Source organism: Oscillibacter ruminantium GH1, assembly GCF_000307265.1.
Classification (GTDB): Bacteria; Bacillota; Clostridia; order Oscillospirales; family Oscillospiraceae; genus Oscillibacter; species Oscillibacter ruminantium.
Map to the genome: position 1 here is coordinate 876,654 of NZ_DF158896.1, position 23,191 is coordinate 899,844.

At 56.0% G+C, this 23,191-nt stretch carries 21 protein-coding genes, 1 tRNA gene and 1 riboswitch; of the genes, 17 read left to right on the forward strand and 5 right to left on the reverse strand.

Going from position 1 to position 23,191, the window contains the following annotated elements:
* Positions 1–50 precede the first annotated feature (50 nt).
* The gene (gene glyA / locus ON16_RS04170; RefSeq protein ID WP_040659633.1) at positions 51–1,298 is read left to right on the forward strand and encodes a serine hydroxymethyltransferase; all 1,248 of its coding nucleotides are present in this window, start codon (positions 51–53) and stop codon (positions 1,296–1,298) included.
* Between the two features lie 284 nt (positions 1,299–1,582).
* On the opposite strand, the gene ON16_RS04175 is transcribed toward glyA, so the two are convergent.
* A complete protein-coding gene (locus ON16_RS04175) occupies positions 1,583–2,470 on the reverse strand; it encodes an RluA family pseudouridine synthase (RefSeq protein WP_040659634.1) in 888 nt (295 codons plus the stop codon).
* A gap of 370 nt (positions 2,471–2,840) precedes the next feature.
* Here ON16_RS04175 and ON16_RS04180 point away from each other — a divergent pair, with 370 nt between their 5' ends.
* Entirely contained in the window at positions 2,841–4,619 is a 1,779-nt protein-coding gene (locus tag ON16_RS04180) for an ABC-F family ATP-binding cassette domain-containing protein (RefSeq protein ID WP_040659636.1), read from the forward strand.
* 262 nt (positions 4,620–4,881) lie between these two features.
* On the opposite strand, the gene ON16_RS04185 is transcribed toward ON16_RS04180, so the two are convergent.
* On the reverse strand, positions 4,882–5,331 hold the full coding sequence (locus ON16_RS04185; RefSeq protein WP_040659888.1) for a CBS domain-containing protein: 450 nt from the start codon (positions 5,329–5,331) through the stop codon (positions 4,882–4,884).
* 184 nt (positions 5,332–5,515) lie between these two features.
* Between ON16_RS04185 and ON16_RS04190 the strand changes: the two genes are divergently transcribed.
* From ON16_RS04190 to ON16_RS04225, 8 genes are all read left to right on the forward strand, one after another.
* Positions 5,516–6,175 carry a Crp/Fnr family transcriptional regulator gene (locus ON16_RS04190; RefSeq protein ID WP_040659638.1) on the forward strand — a complete coding sequence of 220 codons (660 nt, stop codon included), beginning with the start codon at positions 5,516–5,518 and terminating at the stop codon, positions 6,173–6,175.
* A gap of 236 nt (positions 6,176–6,411) precedes the next feature.
* Positions 6,412–7,254, forward strand: a complete 843-nt coding sequence (locus ON16_RS04195; RefSeq protein WP_040659640.1) for a sulfide/dihydroorotate dehydrogenase-like FAD/NAD-binding protein — start codon at positions 6,412–6,414, stop codon at positions 7,252–7,254.
* Positions 7,255–7,256: 2 nt separating this feature from the next.
* Complete coding sequence (gltA, locus tag ON16_RS04200; RefSeq protein ID WP_040659642.1) at positions 7,257–8,642, forward strand: NADPH-dependent glutamate synthase; 1,386 nt, start codon at positions 7,257–7,259, stop codon at positions 8,640–8,642.
* A gap of 270 nt (positions 8,643–8,912) precedes the next feature.
* On the forward strand, positions 8,913–9,239 hold the full coding sequence (locus ON16_RS04205) for a DUF3870 domain-containing protein (RefSeq protein ID WP_040659644.1): 327 nt from the start codon (positions 8,913–8,915) through the stop codon (positions 9,237–9,239).
* Between the two features lie 211 nt (positions 9,240–9,450).
* Entirely contained in the window at positions 9,451–10,821 is a 1,371-nt protein-coding gene (pepV, locus tag ON16_RS04210; RefSeq protein ID WP_040659646.1) for a dipeptidase PepV, read from the forward strand.
* A gap of 21 nt (positions 10,822–10,842) precedes the next feature.
* Positions 10,843–11,934, forward strand: a complete 1,092-nt coding sequence (locus ON16_RS04215) for a dipeptide epimerase (RefSeq protein WP_040659648.1) — start codon at positions 10,843–10,845, stop codon at positions 11,932–11,934.
* Between the two features lie 143 nt (positions 11,935–12,077).
* Positions 12,078–13,265, forward strand: a complete 1,188-nt coding sequence (locus ON16_RS04220; protein ID WP_040659650.1) for a DUF819 family protein — start codon at positions 12,078–12,080, stop codon at positions 13,263–13,265.
* Positions 13,266–13,356: 91 nt separating this feature from the next.
* A complete protein-coding gene (locus tag ON16_RS04225; protein ID WP_040659652.1) occupies positions 13,357–14,745 on the forward strand; it encodes a transglutaminase-like domain-containing protein in 1,389 nt (462 codons plus the stop codon).
* Between the two features lie 122 nt (positions 14,746–14,867).
* Here ON16_RS04225 and ON16_RS04230 read toward each other — a convergent pair whose 3' ends face one another.
* Positions 14,868–15,050 carry a hypothetical protein gene (locus ON16_RS04230; protein ID WP_040659654.1) on the reverse strand — a complete coding sequence of 61 codons (183 nt, stop codon included), beginning with the start codon at positions 15,048–15,050 and terminating at the stop codon, positions 14,868–14,870.
* Positions 15,051–15,282: 232 nt separating this feature from the next.
* On the opposite strand from ON16_RS04230, the gene ON16_RS04235 reads away from it, so the two are divergent.
* The 5 genes from ON16_RS04235 to ON16_RS04255 all read left to right on the forward strand — a co-directional run bounded on the left by ON16_RS04235 (position 15,283) and on the right by ON16_RS04255 (position 20,501).
* Positions 15,283–17,637 (forward strand): M13-type metalloendopeptidase, encoded by a 2,355-nt coding sequence (locus ON16_RS04235; protein ID WP_051131514.1) that lies wholly within the window; start codon positions 15,283–15,285, stop codon positions 17,635–17,637.
* A 200-nt stretch (positions 17,638–17,837) separates the two neighbouring features.
* Positions 17,838–18,749, forward strand: a complete 912-nt coding sequence (locus ON16_RS04240) for a selenium metabolism-associated LysR family transcriptional regulator (protein WP_040659656.1) — start codon at positions 17,838–17,840, stop codon at positions 18,747–18,749.
* A 178-nt stretch (positions 18,750–18,927) separates the two neighbouring features.
* Positions 18,928–20,040 (forward strand): YedE family putative selenium transporter, encoded by a 1,113-nt coding sequence (yedE, locus tag ON16_RS04245; protein ID WP_040659658.1) that lies wholly within the window; start codon positions 18,928–18,930, stop codon positions 20,038–20,040.
* Between the two features lie 18 nt (positions 20,041–20,058).
* On the forward strand, positions 20,059–20,262 hold the full coding sequence (locus ON16_RS04250; RefSeq protein WP_040659660.1) for a sulfurtransferase TusA family protein: 204 nt from the start codon (positions 20,059–20,061) through the stop codon (positions 20,260–20,262).
* The gene (locus tag ON16_RS04255) at positions 20,259–20,501 is read left to right on the forward strand and encodes a putative Se/S carrier protein (protein ID WP_040659662.1); all 243 of its coding nucleotides are present in this window, start codon (positions 20,259–20,261) and stop codon (positions 20,499–20,501) included. The genes ON16_RS04250 and ON16_RS04255 overlap by 4 nt, the downstream gene beginning before the upstream one ends.
* A gap of 594 nt (positions 20,502–21,095) precedes the next feature.
* On the opposite strand, the gene ON16_RS04260 is transcribed toward ON16_RS04255, so the two are convergent.
* Positions 21,096–21,169, reverse strand: a tRNA-Gln gene (locus tag ON16_RS04260).
* Between the two features lie 136 nt (positions 21,170–21,305).
* Between ON16_RS04260 and ON16_RS04265 the strand changes: the two genes are divergently transcribed.
* Positions 21,306–21,485 carry a hypothetical protein gene (locus ON16_RS04265; RefSeq protein ID WP_040659664.1) on the forward strand — a complete coding sequence of 60 codons (180 nt, stop codon included), beginning with the start codon at positions 21,306–21,308 and terminating at the stop codon, positions 21,483–21,485.
* A gap of 96 nt (positions 21,486–21,581) precedes the next feature.
* On the opposite strand, the gene ON16_RS04270 is transcribed toward ON16_RS04265, so the two are convergent.
* Entirely contained in the window at positions 21,582–22,148 is a 567-nt protein-coding gene (locus ON16_RS04270) for an energy-coupled thiamine transporter ThiT (protein WP_040659666.1), read from the reverse strand.
* Positions 22,149–22,252: 104 nt separating this feature from the next.
* Positions 22,253–22,362: riboswitch (TPP riboswitch) on the reverse strand.
* Positions 22,363–22,486: 124 nt separating this feature from the next.
* On the opposite strand from ON16_RS04270, the gene ON16_RS04275 reads away from it, so the two are divergent.
* Entirely contained in the window at positions 22,487–23,116 is a 630-nt protein-coding gene (locus ON16_RS04275; protein WP_040659668.1) for a thiamine diphosphokinase, read from the forward strand.
* The last annotated feature ends 75 nt before the right edge of the window (positions 23,117–23,191 follow it).

The following is a 23,191-nucleotide window of genomic DNA, read 5'->3' on the forward strand; positions in this document are numbered from 1 at the left end:
ACCGAGTCGCGCTGCCCTGCGCTGAATTTAAAAATAAAGGGGTTTTTGACATGATGCACCAGACCATGGACTACATCTCCAATTATGATCCTGAGGTGGGCGCTTCCATTAAAGAGGAGTTTGCCCGGGAGCGCCGGAACATCGAACTGATTGCCAGCGAGAACATCGTCAGCGAGGCGGTCATGCTGACTATGGGTACCTGCCTGACCAACAAGTATGCCGAGGGCTATCCCGGACACCGGTATTACGGCGGATGCTACGCCGTGGACGTGACCGAAGAGATTGCCCGCAAGCGGGCCTGCGAGCTGTTCGGCTGCAATCACGCCAACGTGCAGCCCCACTCCGGCGCTAATGCCAATCTGGCCGCGTTTTTCGCGCTGGTCAAGCCCGGCGACACCGTGATGGGCATGAACCTGGCCCACGGCGGGCATCTGAGCCACGGTAGCCCGGTGAATATCTCCGGCAAGTATTTCAACATCGTTCCTTACGGTCTGGATGAGGAGACGGAGCAGATCGATTATGACGCTCTGATGAAGACCGCGCTGGAGTGCAAGCCCAAGATGATCGTCGCGGGCGCGTCCGCCTATCCCCGGAGCATTGATTTCAAGAAGTTCCGGGAAGCGGCCGACGCGGTGGGCGCGTACCTGATGGTGGATATGGCGCACATCGCGGGCCTTGTGGCCGCAGGCGTTCATCCCTCTCCCATTCCCTATGCCGACGTGGTGACCACCACCACCCACAAGACTCTGCGAGGCCCCCGGGGCGGCATGATCCTGTGCAACGACGACGACATTTATAAGAAGATCAACTCCGCGGTCTTCCCCGGTACGCAGGGCGGCCCGCTGGAGCACATCATCGCGGCCAAGGCCGTGTGCTTTGGCGAGGCGCTGAAGCCGGAATTCAAGCAGTATCAGGAGCAGGTGGTGAAAAACGCCGCCGCACTGGCCGAGGGCCTGATTAAAGAGGGGTTCCGTCTGGTTTCCGGCGGCACCGACAACCATTTGTGCTTGGTGGATGTGCGGAACTTCCACATCACCGGCAAGGAGTTTGAGCATCGGCTGGACGAGGTTCAGATCACCGTCAACAAGAACTCCATCCCCAACGATCCGGAAAAGCCCTTTGTCACTTCCGGCATCCGGGTGGGTACGCCCGCTTCCACCTCCCGGGGCTTCAAGGAGCCGGAGATGGCGAAGATCGCCCACTGGATGGGCGAGACTGCCCGTAACTTTGAGGGCAGTGCCGAGCAGGTCAAGGCGGAGGTCAACGCACTTTGCGAGGCATTCCCGATCTATCGGTAACAAAAAACGGGCAGATCGCCCGAACATGGCATGTCACACGAACAACCTGAAAACAGAGAGTGCGAGGGGATTTTCCCCTCGCACTCTTTTCATTTCTTATTAGTCGTCCCTAGGCAGAGTAATGACCGTTCATCAGCGGACGGAGGTTTGCGGACAAACCTGTGAAGAAACAAAACCGTTTTTCAACAGCTTTTCCAGCGCCTGTACATGCTGATGGCAAAACTCCGCATTTTAGAAATCGTTTTTCATCCGCTTTGACCGGACGGAGAAGGCACTTTCCCGCGTCAGTCCCGCAGAAGGCGGACCATGTCCTCCGGCAGTTCTGCGTAAAATTCCAGCGGCTCTCCGGTAATGGGATGCGTCAGCGCCATGCGGAATGAGTGAAGAGCGGGACGGGCTATCAACGACAGATCTTCCGTGCCGTACAGCCAGTCTCCCGCCAAGGGGCAGCCCACAGCCGCCATATGGACACGCAGCTGATGGGTACGGCCTGTTTCGGGCAGCAATTGCACAAGAGAGAACGCGCCGTGCGTCTCCAAAACCTGATAGCGGCTGACGGCGCATTGCCCGTCGGAGCGGATCATGCGTTTGACGGTGGAAGTCTCGTCCCGCCCGATGGGCAGGTTGATTACGCCCTCCGCCGGGACGGGGGTGCCCACACAGACTGCCCGGTATTCCCGAAAAAACCGGTCGGAGTGGAGGGTTTTGCGAAGAAGATCATGAACGTGGCCGCTCTTGGCCACGGCCATCAGCCCGGTGGTTCCCTTGTCCAGACGGTTTACCGCGTGGAAAATAAAATCCGTCCCCCTGCTGAAAGCCAGCGCCCCGGCCACGGTAGGCGTGTCCGGCAGAAAATTGGACACATGGGCGGTCATGCCCGCGGGCTTGTTGATAATCAGCAGATGATCGTCCTCCCAGACGACGGGCAGGGGCCACGGCCCCGGCACCGGGGCCTCCCGCTGTGCCCGCACGTCCCCGCTTTCCGCCGCGACCGTGTCACCGGGGGAGAGTACGAACGTGGTGCGGGCGGGCAGGCCGTTGACCAGAATGCCGTTTTCGGTCCGGGTCAGGCGGGAAATGGCGTGGGAGGAAAAGTGCAGCTTCTGTTTTAAGATGTGGCGGACAGTGAGGCCGCGCTCCTCCTGAGAGACGCAATGGGAAACATACGGCATGACCTGTCCTCCTTATAAAAATAAAAGTTCGTTCATCTAAAGGCCCGTCGTCTTCGACGTCACGGCCAATCTCCAAGCCCGTCCGCGTCAATAGGCGATGCGTGAATACGGCTGTATTGCTTTATTTTAGCATGCGGCTTTCCGCTTATCAAGGCGGGGCGGCCCGCACCTTGCGAAATGGGGCAGAATGTAGTAAAATAAAAAACAGCGTGAACCGCTATTTTTTACGGCATATGGCTCCTCTGGGGCCATGCCTGAAATTTTAGCCGCGCCGCTGAGCGGCGCATGGCATTTTTTATTGCGAAGCAATAAAAAGCAATATGAATGGCGGAGGCGCATTTGCGCCGCGCCGGACTTGAAGGAGGCCCCTATGCTCTTATCGGCGGAACACCTGTCTATCAACTTCGGCAGCAGACAGCTGCTGGAGGATGTGAATTTTTACCTGAATGACGGCGACAAGGTTGGGATTATCGGAATCAACGGCACCGGAAAATCCACCTTTTTGCGGGTTCTTGCCCAATTTATCGAGCCGGACGGCGGCACGGTGCGCCGGGACCCCAATGTACAGGTGAGCTTTTTATCCCAGAATCCGGACATGGACGACGACGCAACCGTTTTGGAGCAGGTCTTCCTCAGCTTTCCAAAGGAATTTCGGGCGCTGAACGAGTATGAGGCAAAGTCCATGCTGAACCGTCTGGGGATACCGGACACGGACCGGAAGATCGGAACGCTCTCCGGCGGACAGCGCAAGCGGGTTGCGCTGGCGGCGGCACTGATCCACCCGGCGGACGTGCTGATTCTGGACGAGCCGACGAACCATCTGGATACGGAAATGGTGGCGTGGTTGGAAGAACGGCTGCGCAGATGGACCGGCGGTCTTATAATGGTGACCCATGACCGCTACTTTTTGGAGCGGGTTGCCAACCACATCACAGAGCTGGACCGGGCAAAGCTCTATTACTACGAGGCGAACTACTCAAAATATCTGGAACTGAAGGAACAGCGTGCGGAATACGCTTTGGCAGGAGAGCGAAAGCGCCAGTCCATCCTGCGGGTGGAGCGGGAATGGATCATGCGGGGCTGCCGCGCCCGAACCACCAAGAGCAAAGACCGCATCGAGCGGTACGAGGCCATAAAAAATCAGGCCGCGCCGGAGACAGACGACGCGGTGCAGTTGGCGGCGGCGTCCAGCCGTCTGGGAAAGAAGATCATCGAGATCGACGACCTCTCCAAAGCCTTCGACGGTAAAACGGTCCTCTCCCACTTTTCTTACGGCGTTCTGCGGGACGACCGCATCGGCATTGTGGGCCATAACGGTGTGGGAAAATCCACGCTGCTGAACCTCATTGCAGGGATGCTGACGCCGGATGGCGGCAGCGTGGACGTGGGAGCCACGGTGAAAATCGGTTATTTCTCTCAGGAGGGGCGGGAGCTGGACCTTGACCAGCGGGTGTTTGATTTCATCCGGGGCATTTCCGACGAGGTGAAAACCGAGGAGGGAACCCTTTCCGCCAAGGACATGATGGAGCGGTTCCTGTTCCCGGCGGACTTGCAGTCCGTGCCCATCGGGCGGCTTTCCGGCGGGGAAAGGCGGCGGCTGTATCTGCTGAGTATTTTGATGTCCGCGCCCAACTTGCTGCTGCTGGACGAACCCACCAACGATCTGGATGTGACGACCCTGTCCGTGCTGGAGGACTATTTGGAGACGTTCCCCGGCCCGATTCTGGCGGTGTCCCATGACCGGTTTTTCTTGGACAAGCTGGCAGAGCAGATTTTCGCCGTGGAGGACGGAGGCCGGATAGAGCGTTACACCGGCAACTGGTCGGACTATGCCAAAAAGCGAAAGGCGGCGGAGCAGCCCGCTGCGGCGGAGAAATCGCAGCGGGAGGATACCCGTAAGCCCCGGGAAAAGAAACTGAAGTTCACCTTTAAAGAGCAGCATGAGTTTGAGACGATTGACGACGACATTGCCGCGCTGGAAGCGGAACTGAAGACGGTGGGCGCGGAAATGAGCGCCTGCGGAAGCGATTATGTGAAGCTCCAAGAGCTGACGGAAAAGCAGGAGTCGCTGCAAGCGGCGCTGGATGAAAAGACCGAGCGCTGGGTCTATCTCAACGAGTTGAAAGAGCAGATCGACGCACAGGAGTAAAACGGCTGTCGTGTATCCGCAGCGGGGCGGAAAAAAGAAAAAACGGGAGCAGCGTTATACGCTGCTCCCGCTTTCAGTTCAGATGGTTGTTTGGGGCTTGCTTAAAAATTGTCAACACGTCCAATCGACGGACCTTTTTTCACTGTGCCGCGCCATTTTTTATTGAAACCCGTCAGGGGCCCTGCACAAAAATAGCTTGCCCAGTAAAAAAACTCCTCGTCGTTGGGCATATTTCCAATTATTAAACAAGCTCTAGTTCCGCTCAAACAATTTTTTGCAGCTGGGGCGCGGTCGAAAAATCCGTGCTCTTGGAAAGGTGCCGCAGGATGTCCTTCCGGGTGACAATCCCGATGAACTTTCCCAGGTCGTCCACAACCGGGATGAAGTTCTGGTTCAGTGCATTGGAGAGCAGATGCTCCATCGAGGCGGTGATGCGGACGGGGGGATATGTATTGTTCCGGAGAATGTCCCGTACATGGAGTTTTTCCGTGTCCTTCATGGAAAGCGGCGCGTCCTGTGTCTTTTCCGCGTCCAGCAGATGCCAGAGGAAATCTCCCTCGCTGACGGTTCCCTTGTAGGCTCCATCCCGCGCGATAACAGGAATGGCAGAGTACCCATGCCGCCGCATTTTTTCCAGACCCTGGCGAAACGTGGAGTCGTCGTACAGATAGGCAACACTGTTCTTGGGTGTCAGGAAATAAGCGATATTCACGCGCATACCCCTTTTCATTGTTTCTTCAGGATGTCGGTATACTGACTTCTTATGTTTACTATACCGATTTTTTTCCAGCCAATGGTGAACAAATTTTTAAATCGTGTTTGCAGGTAAAAAAATGCCTTTACATTTGCAAAAATATTTGGTAAAATGTGATAAATGCAACAAGGGGGCGCGTTTCATGCTATCACCGGAGGAACTGAGGGATAGCCCTATTTTTGAGGGCATCAGTTATGAGAGCTATCTTTTAATGATTGATTGTTTTCGGGCGGCTCAAAAGTCCTATCGCCCGGAGGACGTGGCCTATGACTTTGAACGGGGCGGAGATCAGGTGGGAATTTTGGAGCGGGGAGAGGCGTCGCTCATCCGCATTGATGAGGACGGCGTGTCCACCGTTTTGGAGAATTTGACCACAGGCAGTGTCTTTGGTCGCAGCCTTGCCTTTTCGGGCGGCAGCGGAGACAGTCTGGAGGTGGTCTGTCGAACGGCCTGCGACGTACTGTACATCGACTATCCGCACATCCTGAAGCGATGCGAGAAGGCCTGCACCCACCACAGTATGCTGGTCCAGAACATGCTGCGTCTTATCACCGAAAAGGCGCAGACGCTGGCGGAGCGGATCGACGTCCTCTCCCGCCGCTCCATTCGTGAAAAGCTCCTGTGCTTTTTCCATCAGCAGGCGGAAAAGACCGGAAAGAAAACGTTCCAGCTGCCTTTTTCCCTGAGTATGCTGGCGGATTACATCGCCACGGACCGCAGCGCCATGATGCGGGAGATGAAGCATTTGCGGGAAGAGGATCTCATCCAGACGGATGGCCGAGAAATCACCCTGCTGGATTAAGGCTGGTCCCGCGAAAAGAGAGAAAGAGTGACCGGGAAGATGGAGAAATCTTCATTTTTGCACGAAAGATTGGGATGAAATCGGTTACTTTTTGGCTATCTACGAATGTTACAAAAATATTGTCAAAAATTTGACATTAAAGACAGGGAATTGATTTGACGCGCAGGAGCCCGTGTGTTAACATATGAGAAGTATGTTGTCCCAGCGCGCAGCAATATGAGGAAAGAAGGAGAACTATGTTTCGAATCGTGAGAAAAGAGGCGCTCAAACCCACTGTCGTGTTGTTTGAGATCGAAGCCCCCATGATCGCCAAGAAAGCCCAGCCCGGTCAGTTCATCATCCTGCGTGTGGATGAGAACGGCGAGCGTATCCCCCTGACGATCCATGATTACGACCGCGAGAAGGGTACTGTCAGCATCATTGTCCAGATCGTCGGCGCTACCACGGAGAAGCTGAATCATCTGAACGAGGGCGATTGCCTGCAGGACTTTGTGGGTCCTCTCGGCAAGGCCACCGAGACTGAGGGCAAGAAAAAGGTTGCCGTGGTCGGCGGCGGTGTGGGCTGCGCCATCGCGTATCCCGTTTTGAAGAAGTTCCATGACGACGGGGCCGAAGTCCATGCCGTTGTTGGCTTCAAGAGCAAGGACGTTGTTATTCTTGAGGACAAGTTCAAGGCGGTTTCCTCTGTGCTGAAGGTCTGCACCGACGACGGTACATATGGGCAGAAGGGTCTGGTCACCGACGCGCTGAAGGAACTGATCGAAGCAGGGAACCAGTATGACGAAATCTTCGCCATTGGCCCCATGATTATGATGAAATTTGTCTGCAAGACCACGGAGCCTTACGGCATCCCCACCACGGTGTCCATGAGCCCCATTATGATCGACGGAACGGGCATGTGCGGTGGCTGCCGGCTGAGCGTGGGCGGCGAGATGAAGTTTGCCTGTGTGGACGGCCCCGATTTCGACGGGTTTAAGGTTGACTGGGATCTGGCTGTTAAGCGCAACCAGATGTACAAGGACTTCGAGAAGCACAAGCACGAAGAAACCTGCAACCTGCTCAAAAAGGAGGCCAACTGATTATGCCCAATATGAGTTTGAAGAAAAATCCCATGCCCGCTCAGGACCCCAATGTCCGCAACAAGAACTTTGAAGAGGTCACACTGGGCTATACGAAGGAAATGGCACTGGACGAGGCGCAGCGCTGCCTTCACTGCAAGAACCATCCCTGCATTCAGGGCTGCCCCGTTATGATCCACATTCCCGAGTTTATTGCCGAGGTCGCCAAGGGCGATTTTGAGGCTGCTTATCAGATTATTTCCCAGACCAGTTCTCTGCCTGCCGTGTGCGGCCGTGTCTGTCCGCAGGAGAGCCAGTGCGAGAAATACTGCGTCCGCGGCGTGAAGGGCGAGCCTGTGGGTATCGGCCGGTTGGAGCGCTTTGTGGCTGACTGGCACAACGCCAACGTCACCGCCGCCCCGGAAAAGCCCAAGGCCAACGGCCATAAGGTTGCCGTCATCGGTTCCGGCCCCTCCGGCCTGACCTGCGCGGGCGACCTTGCCAAGAAGGGCTATGATGTCACCGTGTTCGAGGCCCTCCATCTGGCGGGCGGTGTTCTGGTGTACGGCATTCCCGAGTTCCGTCTGCCCAAGGCCATCGTTCAGAAGGAAGTGGACGGGCTGAAGGCTCTGGGTGTTACCATCGCCACCGACACCGTGGTGGGCCGCACGATTTCCATCGACGAGCTGATGGAAGAAGAGGGCTTTGAGGCCGTGTTCATCGGTTCCGGCGCAGGTCTGCCCATGTTTATGCACATTCCCGGCGAGAACTACAAGGGCGTGTATTCCGCCAATGAGTTCCTGACCCGGATCAACCTGATGAAGGCTTATAAGCCCGAATCCGACACCCCCATCCAGCACCCCAAGCGGGTGGCCGTGGTTGGCGGCGGCAACGTGGCAATGGACGCGGCCCGCTGTTCCAAGCGGCTGGGCGCAGAAGTGTACGTGGTTTATCGCCGCGGCATGGAGGAGCTGCCCGCCCGTCACGAGGAAGTGGAGCACGCGGAGGAGGAAGGCGTCATCTTTAAGACGCTGCACAATCCCGTGGAGATTCTGGCCGACGAGAACGACGACGTGCGTGCCATCCGCTGCATCAAGATGGAACTGGGCGAGCCGGACGCTTCCGGCCGCCGCCGTCCTGTGGAGATCCCCGGCAGCGAGTTTGAGATTGAGGTGGACTGCGTCATCATGTCTCTGGGAACCTCTCCCAATCCCCTCATCAAGTCCACCACCGAGGGACTGGAGATCAACAAGAAGGGCGGTATCGTCGTCAATGAGGACGGCCTGACCTCCCGCAAGAGCGTCTATGCCGGCGGTGACGCCGTCACCGGCGCGGCTACCGTCATTCTGGCCATGGGCGCCGGCAAAACCGCCGCCAAGGCCATCGACGAAGAAATCAGCAAGCGCTAACTCGTTTTACTGAAGCGCCCGCAGGGAAAAAATCCCTGCGGGCGCTTCTTTGCACCGACTGCGAAAAGGCGGAAAAGATTGACCAATCATCCAAAAAAGCGGCGCTTTTCTGGAGAACCTTTAACAACGACTTGCTTAATTCACAAAATTATACCACAATATTTTGTGGAAACGGATGATTTTTGTACAAAATGGCCATGAGGTTCTTGACAGGTAAGAGTGAAATGATATAATAGCCATAGAAAATATTTTAGCAGGGTAATGTGACACATGGATAATAAGGAGACATTATACATCATCGGTGAGTCCCGAACCAACAGCGACAATGCAATCACGAAAATTTACGGCTCATTTTACATGGCTCTGGAGATTGAGGCTGACAGCGGGAGAATTTTGGAATTTGGCTGTACGCATTCTCTGGATTTGACGGAACTGTTTTTGCGGCGTATTTTTGTGGGGAAGTCCCTGTTGGAGCAATATACCCAGATCGAGGACGAGGTGGCTCGCCGATATCATGGTTCCTCTGCCAAGGCAGTGCTGGCCGCTATGAAGGACGCGGAAAAACGGTATCGTGCTGCGGTGGGAAAAAGCGAATAATCGGGTAATTTCATAAACTGCTTCCTCTTGTGTGATATATCTTCCAATATATCAATCAGCAAGGGAAACCCAGTAAAGATCGAAGAATTTCTTCGGTCCTTGCTGGGCTTTTTTGCGTTTTGCGGTTTGACATCAACTGCGATTGACATCCGCGCCTCTACCGTCGATCCGCCGGGGAAGGCGCGCGGCAAAGTACGAAAAGGAGTGCGAAATGGAACTGAAAAACTTGGTGGAACAGCAGCGAGAAGCGCTGCTGAAGACCTTGCAGGCGTGCATCCAAATCCCCAGCGTGCAGGAGGAGGACGGCAGCGCCTATCCCTATGGCGCAAATATTCAAAGGTGTCTGGAATTCATGCTGAACACGGGAAAAGAGCTTGGATTTAAAACAGAAAATCTGGATAATCAGGCCGGCTGGTGCGAGTTGGGCGAGGGCGAGGAAATGGTAGCCGTGCTGGGCCATCTGGATGTGGTCCCCGCAGGAGAGGGGTGGCACGGCGATCCGTTTTCCGGTGAGATTCGGGACGGAAAGGTGTTCGGCAGAGGCTCTATGGATGACAAGGGACCGACAGTCGCCGCGCTGTACGCTTTAAAGGCGCTGAAGGAGTCGGGACTTCCTTTGCGGCGGCGGGTTCGCCTGCTGATGGGAACCAACGAGGAGACTGGTTCCGCCGACATGAAATACTATCTGGCGCATGGCGGCGAGACGCCGGTGATGGGCTTTACGCCGGACGGAGAATATCCCCTCATCAACGGGGAAAAGGGGATCGTCAACGTGACGTTTCGCCGGGAACTGCGGCAGTCCGGCCCTGTGCGGCTGAAAAAGCTCTCCGGCGGGTCCGCGCCCAACGTGGTTCCCGCTTCCGCTGCGGCAGAGTTGGAGTGCCCGGAAGATTTGGCGGGGAAGATCGTTGAAGCGCTGCCGGAAAAGGTGACCTGTGTTCCCATTCCCGGCGGCGTGCGGCTGGAGGCTCTGGGCGTGAGCGCCCACGGCAGCACCCCGGAGCAGGGAGAAAACGCGGTGGGCCGCCTGTTCCTTGCGCTGAACGCGCTGCCGCTGGAGGGCGAGTTGAAACAGGCTGTGGGTTTTCTGGCGGAAAAGCTGGGGATGGAGACAGACGGGAAAGCGCTGGGCATCGCATTGCAGGATGAGGTTTCCGGCGGCCTGACATTCAATTTCGGTACGGCCGAGGGTGATGAGACGGGCTTGCGCTGCTGCGTGAATTACCGTTATCCTGTGACGAAGACACTGGACGACTGCGGCCCGAAGTTCCAGACGGAACTGGAAGCGGCCGGTTTTCAGGTGGAAAAGCAGACCCATAAGGCCAGCCTTTACGTCTCTCCGGAGAGTGAGCTGGTGAGCAAGCTCCTGAAGGTGTACGTGGAGGAGACGGGCCTGCCCGCGGTTCCCAAGAGCATTGGAGGCGGGACCTATGCCAAGGCTGTGCCAAACGTGGTGGCTTTTGGTCCTATTTTCCCGGGCGACGAAGTCCGCGAACACAAGCCGGATGAGTTCATTGAGGTGGACCGTCTGATGCAAAATGCGCAGATCATCGCGCGAGCGATGTATGAACTTGCGAAATAAGAAAGAACGAGGAGGAGCGATATGAAGATCACAGAAGTCCGACTGGGGCGCATTTCTGTACCCCTGCGGGTGCCGTTTAAGACGGCGCTGCGGCAGGTAAACAGCGTAGAGGATATCATTGTGGAGGTTCATACCGACACCGGCGCAGTGGGCTATGGCGAGGCACCCCCCACCGGCGTTATCACCGGCGATACCACCGGGGCGATCATTGGAGCCTTGAAGGATCATATCATCAAGACCGTGGTGGGACGGGATGTGGACGATTTCGAGGATTTGATGACCGCCATGAACGGCTGCATCGTGAAAAACAGCAGCGCCAAGGCCGCCATGGACATGGCCTTGTGGGACCTGTACGGGCAGCTCTATAAAATCCCCGTCTATAAACTGATGGGCGGTGCGCGCAAGCAGATTGTCACCGATATCACCATCAGCGTGAACGATCCTGAGGAGATGGCGCGCGACGCAGTCAATGCCCTCGAGCGGGGTTATGACTGCCTGAAGGTCAAAGTCGGAGCCAACCCCGAGCTGGACGTTGCCCGGCTTGCCGCCGTGCGGAAGGCCGCCGGAAACGATATGTGCATCCGCATCGACGCCAATCAGGCTTGGTCCCCCAAGCAGGCAGTGAAGTTGCTGAACCAGATGCAGGAGAAGGGCTTGGACATCGAGTTCGTGGAGCAGCCCGTGAAGGCTCACGATTTCGAGGGTATGAAATACGTCACCGAGCGGAGCTACGTTCCGGTCCTCGCGGACGAGAGCGTGTTCTCCCCCGAGGATGCCGTGAAGATCATGCAGATGGGCGCGGCGGACTTGGTAAACATTAAGCTGATGAAGTGCGGCGGCCTTTGGAACGGACTGAAGATTGCCTCCGCCGCTGAGGTTTACGGCGTGGAGTGCATGATCGGCTGTATGCTGGAGGCAAAGGTCAGCGTCAACGCGGCGGTGCATCTGGCCTGCGGCAAGAAGATCATCACAAAGGTGGATCTGGACGGACCGGTGCTGTGCAGTGAGGACCCCATTCTGGGCGGCGCGGAGTTCAACGAAAAGGAGATCACCATTTCCGACGAACCGGGCCTTGGCATCAAGGGCATTCAGGGCCTCACCTATCTGGATTAAGTGGACCGGCGGGATCTCCCGCAAACAATAAAAAAAGAGGGGGAGAGGAGGCGTAGTCCGGAAAAAAGGTTCCATACTGGGAGACGGAACTGAAAAGAGGGTTTTAGAACTTACAAAATTAACGAGTGAAAGGGAGAGAATTTATGGTTATCACCAACAGCTTCACGTACATAGCGTTCTTGATGTTCATTGCCGGCGGGCTTCTGTTCCTGGAGAAAAAGACCAAGTGGAAGGTATTTAACGTGGTGCCGCCTCTGGTGTGGATTTACGTACTGAACATGGTTTTCTGCACCATGGGTCTTTACAGCTCGGACGCTTGCTCCGCCGCGTACGGCTCTTTGAAAAACAATATTCTCTACGCTATGATCTTTGTCATGCTGCTGCGCTGCGACTTCCGCAAGCTGGGCAAGCTGGGACCCCGCATGATCGCCATCTTTATGGGCTGCGCCTTTACGCTGGCAATCGGCTTCATTGTGTGCTATCCCCTTTTCATGGGCGTTCTGGGCGGCGGCGAAAAGACTTGGGCTGCCACCGCGGCGCTGTATGCCTCCTGGGTAGGCGGCTCTGCCAACATGGCTGCCATGCAGGACGCGCTTCCTGTGGACGCGGGCGCTTACAGCTGCGCACTGGCGCTGGATACGGTTTGCTACTCCCTGTGGATTGCGCTGCTGCTTCTGGCAGTCCGTTATGCCAATAAGTGGAACAACTCCGTCAAGGCCAATACCACCGGTCTGGATGCCATTGCCGAAGCGGCCAACGCCGAGGTTGCAAAGGATAAGAAACACGCGACCGCTTCTGACTGGATTTTCCTGATCGGTCTGTCTCTCATGGTTTCCGCAGTTTTCCAGTGGCTGGGAGCCAGCGCCAACGAGGGCTTGAAGGCGATTGGCTTGGGCATGTTCGACAAGGGAACCTGCGTCACCGTGTTCATTACCATCTTTGGCCTGATTTGCGCTATGACTCCGCTGGGCAAGCTGCCCGCCGTGGAAGACCTCTCCAGCGTCTATCTCTATGCGGTGGTTTCTCTGCTGGCTTCCACTGCCTCTGTCACCGACTTGCTCACCGCACCCATGTGGGTGGTTTACGGCATCGCGATTCTGGTGATTCATGTGGTACTGATGTACATCCTGTGCAAGGTGTTCCACTGGGATCTGTGCATGTGCTCTACCGCCTCGGTGGCCTGCATCGGCGGATCGGCGTCTGCACCGATTATTGCCACTGCGTATGACCCCTCTTTCGCCGGTATCGGTGTTTTGATGGGTGTGCTGGGTGCAGCCATCGGCAACTTCTGTGGATTGGGAATGGGCGCAATTTTGCATTTGTTTGTCTGAGTTCCATCGCAAACGAATTTGATTTTCCTGTGAACAATCCCCCATCTGCCGCGGCGGGTGGGGGATTGCACGCAGAAAGAGAGGATACGGTATGAGTCTTAACGACAATTTTAAATATCTGCACATCGGTTTGCCGGAGGATGTTCTGCGCCTGAAAACCTTTGGCGACTTTGCCAGGGCGGACCTGGCCATCGAGCGGCATCTGCGCTCGCCCAACACTCCAACGGCGCTGAAAAGCTGCCTAACCGTCCAGCGGGAGATGATGGCGCGGCTCTCGACGGATTACCCCCTGACGCGGGAGGAGGCCATTGCTTTGGCGAAGTCCGCCGCGCCGGATTTCACGGCGGAGGAGTTTGACGCGCTGGTTAAGGCGGGCCGGGTGGATTGGATCTATATTGAAGGTGTGCCCCATTACTTTGATCGCTGGTTTGACTCCCTGTGCAAGACCGACGCATCTTTCGCCGCCCGGGCGGGTGTTTCGCAGCTGGGTGCGGATGGGTCCAGCGCCGCCGGAGAAAACGGCGAACCGCGTTTGGATCGGGCCATGCGGCTGATGCGGGAAAACGGACAGATGTCCGCCCGCATCCGCTGTCGCGCATCGGTGCGGCTGAAAGACGAGACATTCCGCAAAGGGGAGCTGGTGCGGGCGTATCTGCCTTTGCCGTGTGCCTGTGGGGCGCAAAACGATATCCGCATTGAAAAGATTACGCCCGAGCCTGCGCATATCTCCCCGGAGAATGCCCCGCAGCGCGTGGTGTTCTGGGAGGAGCGCATGGAAGAAAACCACGAATTTTCCGTCGAATTCTCCTATGTGCGTACCGCCGTGTACACCGATTTGAGCCATCCCCAGTACGGTGCGGAGCGTCCGGCATTGTATCTGGAGGAACAGCCGCCCCACATCCTGTTCACGCCCTATCTCCGGGCGCTGGCAGAAGAACTGACGAACGGAGTGGAGGAGCCGCTGGAAAAAGCGCGGAAACTCTATGATTTTGTGACGCTGAACGTGAAATACTCTTATGTCCGGCCCTATTTCGGACTGGAAAACATTGCGGAGAACTGCGCACGAAATCTGGTGGGTGACTGCGGGATCATGGCGCTGCTGTTCATTACCCTGTGCCGCTGCGCGGGTGTTCCCGCCCGGTGGGAGAGCGGCTGGAAGGCGGAGCCGGGCTTTTGCGGAGCCCACGACTGGACGCAGTTTTACGCCGCGCCCTACGGCTGGCTGTACGCCGACCCCTCCTTTGGAGCGGGAGCCGCCCGAGAGGGGAACGAGACACGCCGAACGTTCTATTTCGGCAATTTGGACTGTTACCGGATGTCTTCCAACACGGCGTTTCAGTCGGATTTCGATGTACCCATGAAACACTGGCGCGCCGATCCCTATGACAATCAGGTAGGGGAAATGGAGCTGTCAAGCCGGGGGCTTCGGTATGAGGAATTTGAGCGGACGAAGGAAGTTTTGGAATTCACCGAGCTGTGAGCGGTTCCAAAAGTTAACAGACGAAACAAAACGGAGGGAGCCGCAGCGCGGCTCCCTCCGTCCCATTTATTCGGCATTCTATTGGAATAGCGGGCGCTGATACCAAGGCCGTACCGCACGATTTAGTCTTCTTTCTGCCAGAGCTCCGGGTTGATCCAGATAAAGAAGGCCGCAAAGGGCAGCAGGAGCAGAAGACCGAGGCCATCCAGCTCCAAAAGCCTCCATGCGAGGGCCAGACCCGCCAGCAGGGCAGCAATGCCCAGCAGAATCCGCAGATGCAAAGGCAGCTGAAGAAGTTTTTTCATGCGATCCTCCTGAATGCTGAGTGAATGTTTCAAGGATATTGTAGTAGTATGGTGGGTGTAAAATATGTCGAAAAGGCTGAAATTCTGAAAATTGCTGTCTGCAAGTGGTGCTTGCGGTAAATATTTCCTATAAAGGGATTGACAATAATGTTTGATTGTATTAGTATTGCAATACAAACATAAGCGCGGACAAAATTTTCCTGTTTGCAAGAGATGAATGGAGGAAACTGGATTGAGTATTAAAAAGCGAATCTTGTCGGCATTGCTGACGGCAGTCATGCTGGCGTCGTCGGTGCAGACGGTTTTGGCGGCGGAACCGGGGTATCTGACGCGCGGCGAGGTGGCGGATATGCTGGTGGCCGCGGCGGACGACTACAACCTCGGCGTGGAGAAAACCGATATTTTGCAGGGGTATTCCGACGGCAGCCTCCACGAGGAGCGGCCCGTCACCCGTGCGCAGGCGCTGGTGATGCTGCGCCGGGCCTTTGGCGGTGATCTGCCGGCGGCTGTGGGTGACAATGCCCGCAGCGGATACTCCAGCGCCAACTTTGCCGATCTGCCCGCGTGGGCGGCGGAGGATCTGAAGGACGTGCTCTCTACCGGCATTGTGGCCGGGACCAGCGCCACCACCTTTTCCCCTAACAGTTACGTAACGGAGCGGCAGATGGAGTTGTTCATCCAGCGGACTTACGCGCTGGAGGGCGCGAATCTAAAGGATGATTTTTATGCGACGGTGAACAAGACGGCGCTGGATTCCAGCGTCATCAAAACCGGATACACCGGCACCGGCGGCTTTACCGATCTGGCCATCACGGTAAACGATCAGGTGGCGCAGATTATCAAGGAGGCCGCCGCGTCTCCCAAAACGGCGGGGGAGAAAAAGATTTCCGCGCTGTACGGCAATATCCTGAACATGGAAGCCCGGAACAAGGCGGGGATTAAGCCCATCCAGCCTTATCTGGACGCGATCGGCTCCGCGAAGACCCTGAACGAGCTGATGGATGTATGCAATCGCGTTTATCAGGAGTTGGGCTCCAGTATGCTGCTGGGTTTTGATTTGACCGTGGACTCCAAAAATAGCGATGTGTACGATCTGACATTTGGCGCGTTTTCCCCCTCTTTGGGCCAGAGCGGCTACACAGGGGCGACTGACAGCCAGAAGTCCGCCTATCTGACCTATGTTGCCACGCTGCTCCAGCTGGGCGGCGCATCTGCCGCCGACGCGAAAAAGCAGGCGCAGCAGATTTGGGAATTGGAATCGTCCGTTGCCGCCAAGTCCCTGACCAATCAAGAACTTTACGACGTGGACAAAACCTACAACCTCTATACCATGACGCAGCTGCAAAATCTGTTTCCCAATGTGGACTTGAATGCGGTTTTCGCCCAGACCGGCTATACCCAGACCGACAAGATCGTGGTGGCGGATGTCGGGGAGCTGAAAGCCTGCGCGGCGTATTTCAACGCGGCGCATCTGGAATTGCTGAAGACCTACTGCCGACTGGATCTGACCGCCAATTACGGCGCACTGTTGAGTCAGGATTTCATCGACGCATCCAACGCATTTCAGCAGGATTATATGGGTTCCAGCGGGAGCCTGTCCAAAGAGGAAGTGGCCGCGCAGTATGTGCAGTCCCTGATGAGCGACTATCTGAGTAAGGCGTATGTGGATCGCCATTTCACCGCCAAGGCCAAGGCCGACGTGGAGAAGATGGTGAAGGAGATGCTGGCCGTCTATAAGGAGCGTATCCAGAATCTGACGTGGATGCAGGACGCCACCAAGACCAAGGCCATTCGCAAGCTGGAGACTATGAAGCTGAACATCGGCTATCCCGATACATGGCGGGATGATTTTAAGGACACGGAGTTTTTGACCGTGGCGCAGGGCGGCAGCTTTTTTGACAATGTGATCGCCATGAGCAAGACGGAGCAGGCGCTGTCGGTCCAAGCACAAAAGGACGGCGTGGATAAGACGGAGTGGCCCATGACGCCGGATACCGTGAATGCCTGCTATTTAGACGTTGATAATTCCATCACCTTCCCCGCCGCCATTTTGCAGCCGCCGTTTTACGACGTGAATGCTTCTTATGAGCAGAATCTGGGTTCCATCGGCTATGTGATCGCCCACGAGATCACCCATGCCTTTGACAACAACGGGGCAAAGTTTGACGAAAAGGGCAATGCCACCGACTGGTGGACCGCCGCAGACTACGCGGCGTTTCAGAAGCTGTGTGATCAGGCAGTCTCCTTGTACGACGGAAAAGAGGCCGCACCCGGCATCACCTGCAACGGGGCGTTGACGCTGTCTGAAAATATTGCGGATTTGGGAGCCATGGCCTGTATCACCGAAATGGAGGGCAAGCGTACGCATCCGGATTACAAGGCGCTGTACACCGCAGCGGCGGAGATTTGGTGCTCCAGCTATTCCAGAGAGATGAAGCAGTATCTGACGCAGGCCGACGTTCACGCGCCCGATAAACTGCGGGGCAGTTTGGTTTTGCAGAATTTCCAGCAGTTCTATGACGCCTTTGACATCAAGGAGGGCGACGGAATGTGGCTGGCTCCGGCAAACAGAGTCGTTATCTGGTAATCCGCGCCAAGGATAAGAAAGCACCGCCCGTTCGGTTTTTACCGAATGGGCGGTGTCGTTATTCCAAAGCCAGACTTGACAGGTGCCTGAGAAATACCCTATCATAGGGTCAATCACATAAAGAGAACTGCTTTGCCAGCGGGATGATGACAGAACTGCCCGATGCGCGAAGGCACAAAACAGGACTGCGAGGGAAGGATATGCTGAAGATCAATCTCAAGCAACTGGAAGCATTCACAGCCACGGCGGAATATGGCAGTTTTACGAGGGCAGCGGAAGAACTTTATCTAACGCAGTCCACCGTCAGCGCCCACATTTTGGCGCTGGAGGAGACACTGGGCGTTCAGCTGATCCTGCGGGGAGCGCGGCGAAAGCTGACGCTCACAGAGGAGGGGCGGAGGGTCTACGGTGCGGCGAGAGATATTCTGGATCGCTGCCGACTTTTGCAGGACCCGGAGTCCACGGCGCAGGGCGGAGAATTGAGCGTGGGTGCGTCCACGGCTCCGGCGCAGTATTTGCTGCCGGGGCTGCTGTCGGGATTTTTCCAGCGCTATGGCGACAGCCGATTTCTCCTGCGCCGGGGAGACAGCGCACAGGTTCACAGTCTCCTGACACAGGGGGAGGTCCGTATCGGCGTGGTGGGTGGTGCGCTGGATCGGCGGATGTTTACCTACCAGACGCTGTGCGACGACCGGCTGGTGCTGGTCACCGCGGCAACGGAGCGGTTCCGAGCGCTGAAGGCGCAGGGCCTGTATGGGCGGGATCTGCTGGACGAGCCGTTTATCGTCCGGGAGGAGACTTCAGGCACCCGCCGTGTTACAGAGGAATATTGGAAAAAACACGGTATTTCTCAAGACAGAATGCGGGTGGTGGCCTGCATGGACAATCCGGAGGCAATTCGGCGCAGCGTGGCGGAGGGGATGGGCGTTTCCGTCATGTCGGAGTTATCTGTTCGGGAGGAGGCAAACGCCGGAAAGCTGTTGACTTTCGATTTGGATGAGAGCGGCTTTTTCCGAAGAATTTATCTGGTTTGGCGCAAGGACGTGAGCCTTACCCGCATGGAGCAGGCGTTTGTTACATATCTTCGCTCCGAGCTGAAGAAGAAGGGGTGAAAATTGAGCGGCAGCCTGTCCGGCGGGAAAAAGAAGCCGCGCTATCATCGTTAAAAACGATTTTTGATTTCACGGCATTGTAAACAAAGATTGGCCTTTTTCATAGATGTATTCTATAATAAATGGCGAAAACCTGTGGAAAATCACGGGAATTTTGTATGGATATAGGAGCGTTGAAATGAAGAAGGTTAACTGGGTCGTGGTGATCGCCGGCGCGGCGGTCGGTCTTGCGGCGGTTGTGCTGACAGCACTTGGGAACCCCGCTAACATGGGCTTTTGTATCGCTTGCTTTTTACGGGATATCGCAGGTGCGGTGGGAATGCACAGCGCGGCAAAGGTGCAGTATGTCCGCCCGGAGATCATCGGGCTGGTGCTGGGCGCGTTCATCATGTCCGTGGCAACAAAGGAATTCCGGGCGAAAGCGGGTTCCTCTCCGGCTACGCGGTTTGTGTTGGGCGGATTTGTGGTAATCGGCGCACTGGCATTTTTGGGCTGCCCCCTGCGGATGGTAATTCGGCTGGGCGGCGGAGACGCCAACGCGTTGGTGGGCCTTCTGGGCTTCATCATCGGCATTGTGATCGGTGTGCAGTTCCTCAAGCGCGGTTTTTCTTTAAAGCGGGCATATGAGGTGCGCAAGGCGGAGGGCGGCGTGCTGCCGATCGTCATGACCGGTCTGCTGATTTTGCTGCTGGCGGTCCCCACGCTGTTAAAATTCAGCGAGGAAGGCCCCGGCTCCAAGCACGCGCCCCTGCTCGCTGCTCTGGTAATCGCTTTGATTGTGGGAGCACTGGCCCAGAAGGCCCGCCTGTGCATGGTGGGCGGCATCCGCGATGCGGTGCTGTTTCAGGATTTTAAACTGCTGTACGGCTTTGTCGCCATCTTTTTGGTAGTTCTGGTGGGAAACCTTGTCACCGGCAGCTTCCACTTCGGCTTTACCATGCAGCCTGTTGCCCACAGCAATCATCTGTGGAACTTGCTGGGCATGGTACTGGTGGGCTGGGGTTCTGTTCTGCTGGGCGGCTGCCCGCTGCGTCAACTCATTTTGGCGGGCGAGGGCAATGGCGACTCCGCCGTTACCGTGTTTGGAATGATCTCCGGCGCGGCGCTGGCGCACAACTTTGGCTTGGCGGGAAACCCCGACTCTCTGAATGAGGCCAAGGAGCTGGTGGTTGGCGGAATCTCCAACGCTGGTAAGGTGGCGGTGCTTTTGGGCTTCGTGGTGTTTGCTGTGATTTCTGTGATGAATCTGCCCAAAGAGGAAACTGCCGCTGTTGCCGCAAAGACGCATTGAGAAAGGAAGGACATCAAAATGGTTGACGCAAGAGGCTACTCCTGCCCCACGCCCGTGGTGATGGTGCAGAGGGAAGTGAAGAAGAACAGTCCCGCAGAGCTGGAAGTTCTGGTGGACAACCAGTGTTCGGTGGAGAATGTGACCCGCTATGGAAGCAGCTGCGGCTATCAGGTCAGCGTGACTCCGGAAGGCCATGACTTCCATATGACACTGAAAAAATGAGCCGTTACATCGCCACGTTCCATACCCATCTGGCGGCCTTGACCACAGCCCGCGCTTTGGGCGGAGTGGGCGTTATCGCCAAGATGATGCCGGTCCCCAGAAAGCTGAGTTCTTCCTGCGGTACCTGCGTGCGATATGAGGCGGGGGAGGCCTGCCTTTCTGCCATGGACACGGATGTGGAGCGGGTCTACGAAGTGAGCAGGGAGGATCAATATACGCTGCTGCTGGAAAACAAGTAAATCGGCCAAACCTTGAGACTTGCTTTCATAAAATAAGGGCATTCCGCCTGTATTTGACAGACGGAATGCCCTTTCGGCATATAGAAAATAATTTTTAACGGCAAAAAAACGGCGCGGCCGAAAGACCGTGCCGTTTGCAGCGCCAATATGACTCCTGTCTCAGGGATATCTTGAAACTGCGGTGTTAGAAGACCTTTGCTGTGGGACTTTGTGCGCGGCCAATCTGGACGGGCTGCCCTTCTAAAGGTCTTCCAAGTCTGCGGCGGGAATGTTGTTCTCGATATTGTCGCGTGCAAGATCAGTGTCAATCACCGGGTAGACATTTGGAATGGGTTTTTCTTCTTGATATGGTTTTTTGTGCGGAATTTCAATAGGACGGTCATCCACAGAAAATCACCTCAGCGGTAGATTGCCCATCATGACGAGAATTATGTAGAAATTTGAGGAAAAGTGCTGTAATGCATTCCTAATATAAAGTTTTGTGGGCGCACTCATTCGGTGACAACCGGGGTTATACGGGAATCCTATTTTATAGGAAATAACAAGCGGGTAAAAGAAAAGCCCTGAAACCATTGAGGTTTCAGGGAAATCTTGTGGCAGCGGGTGAAGGATTCGAACCCTCACAGACGGAGTCAGAGTCCGGCGTGCTACCATTACACAAACCCGCTATCTGCCGTTCGGTACGTGATTGGCGTAGCGAACAGATATTATTATACAAAAAATTCCGAGATTGTCAACCCCTTTTCAAAAAAATGTATGGAATACTTTTTTTCAACGTTCCACACACTACCGAAGGGTGATTTCATGAGCAAAAGACAACGAACGGATCGTCCTGCGGAAAACACGCCCACCCTGCGCATTGAGCCGGAAAAACGGCTCTGCCCTGCGTTCGACCCCGTGAGCATTGCACTGTTCCCCGTGGCCAGCCGGAGCGAGATGGGCGTGCGCGTGGTGGATAACTTCTGCGAGGAACACATCATGTAACGGTTCTGCAAATAGAAAAGCAAAGTGAAACGCTTCCGAGCAAAGCCCCGGCCCCGCTTTTGGCGGGGCCGGGGCCGATTGCGTATTTCGGATGGATTACACCTGCGCAGCGCGGAGATCGGCGCTGGTAAAATACTTTTTCAAGGGTCGGTACAGCAGAGCGAAGATCACGCCGCAGATCAGGATGTCCGGAAGCATGTAACTGCCGTTATACAGCAGAGAATAGAACCAGGGGCTGGTCATGGTCATGCCGAAAAACGCGTCCGGCATCCACTTTCCCCAGACCACCGCGCCTACCACCAAATGGGCCGCAAACCGCAGAAGACCGCCGCTGAGTGTCCCGAAGTAGACACCGTATTTATGACCACGGAACAGCCCCGCGCCAAAGCCCAGCAGTGCGTAGGCAATGAAATAGTCACAGATAATAGTCGTCCAGTCGATGGAAATACCGTTGGCAAAGAAATATTGCATGGCTCCGTAGACAAAGCCGACGCCGGTTCCCCAGCCCGCGCCATAGCGAACGGCGAAGAGAATGATGGGGACCATGGCGCAGTCGATAGACCCGCCGTTGGGAAACTCGTAGAGCTTGATGTAGCTGAGGATCTGCGCCATGGCCATCATAACGGCGGCTTCGCAGATCATGCGGACGTTGCTGTTTTTCATAATTTCGGAACTCCCTTTACGATATTTGGCAATTCCGTTTCCCCCGGCCTTCGCCCACGGGCAGAAAAAACCGCATGGCGGGCGTCGGCCTCGTCATGCGGGTACAGTCAAACAGCTCGCATTCCTACGCCGGCATTACCCGGATCAGGTTCGAGGGACCGGGCGAGAATACGCCCATCTCAGCCGGCTTCCGCCAGCACCCCTTGGAATTGTCGCATTCATTATAATGTGGTAACACCTGTTTGTCAAGTGGGAGAAGTTGTGGTACAATCACAGCAAACCGGTGGGCGAAAGAGAGTGGGGTCCCGCCGTCAACACAAGAAACAGAGGGAACGCGCATGAGACGCTGTTTTATTTTTGCTGCCGGGAGTTTTTATGGCCTGCGGGAATGTCCCGCACCCGGAGATCTGGTGATTGCCGCCGATGCGGGCTACCGACTGTGCCAAAGCCTTGGGATTATACCGGACTTGGTGCTGGGAGATTTCGATTCCATGCCGGAGCCGGAGGGGATTGCGGTGCGGCGGGTGCCGGTGGAAAAAGACGACACCGACACGATGCTGGCGCTGAAAACCGGACTGGAAGCCGAATGCGATGCGTTTTATCTGTACGGCTTCACCGGCGGGAAACGGTTGGATCACACGCTGGCAAATCTCCAGTCCTTGCTGTATTTGCGGCGCAGAGGAGCGCGAGGCTGGCTGTACGGCGATGATTTTCTCTGGACAGCCATTGAAAATGAGTCCCTCTCCATTCAAAAGGAAGTGGAATGGGGCCTGTTCTCAGCATTCTGTCTGGGGGACGAGGCCAGAGGGATTGACGAGACGGGCTTTCAGTACCCGCTGAAAAACGCCGTGCTGACGCCGGAGTTTCCGCTGGGAGTCAGCAATCACATTCTGGAGAGGTCCGCCGTCGTCACCGTCCGGGACGGAGCGCTGCTGGTGGGTTGGGAGCTTCCGCAAAAGAAAGCGTGATAGCATAAGTAGTATAACGGACTGCACAAACAAAGATTGCGCTGGCCTAAAAATTATTGTATAATGAGTCAATAA